Raw genomic sequence first — 458 nt, forward strand, 5'->3', positions numbered from 1 at the left:
AAGAGCGCCATACCCCCAGCGCCAACCAAGGCTAGTGGCCCCAATATGGCGACCGCTACGACACATACCACCACACCAAGCCAAGCCAAACCACGCACTATGGTGTCGGCCACCTCGGGAATAGCATCTTGATAAGTAACGACTACACCCTCCGTAGTTAATCGATAATGGTAATCTTTATCCGCCATAACTAAATAGCGTAGGTAGGGAAACATTATCGCCCCCACTATAATAAATACCCAACCATTGGATGACTCATTCCATATCATGGCACTACCAATCAAGGTAGGTATTCCGATTAAAAAGAGTATCCCCAGCCAGGCAAATGCAGCTGGAACTCGGATGTCCCATTCATGAAGAGTTGGTGCCTCTCGCACCTTTTCCTGATTGGCATCGAGAATACATTGTTGCTCTTCTTGAGGTAGCAGATGGAAAGGCGTCTCCTGCTCATTGCCCTC

The 458-nt window shown here is 48.7% G+C and carries 1 pseudogene; it reads right to left on the reverse strand.

From position 1 onward, the window contains the following. Positions 1–458, reverse strand: a pseudogene (locus BN1120_RS21485) (hypothetical protein); the annotation flags it as partial.

It is taken from the genome of Aeromonas caviae (assembly GCF_000819785.1).
In the GTDB taxonomy this organism is placed as follows: domain Bacteria; phylum Pseudomonadota; class Gammaproteobacteria; order Enterobacterales; family Aeromonadaceae; genus Aeromonas; species Aeromonas caviae.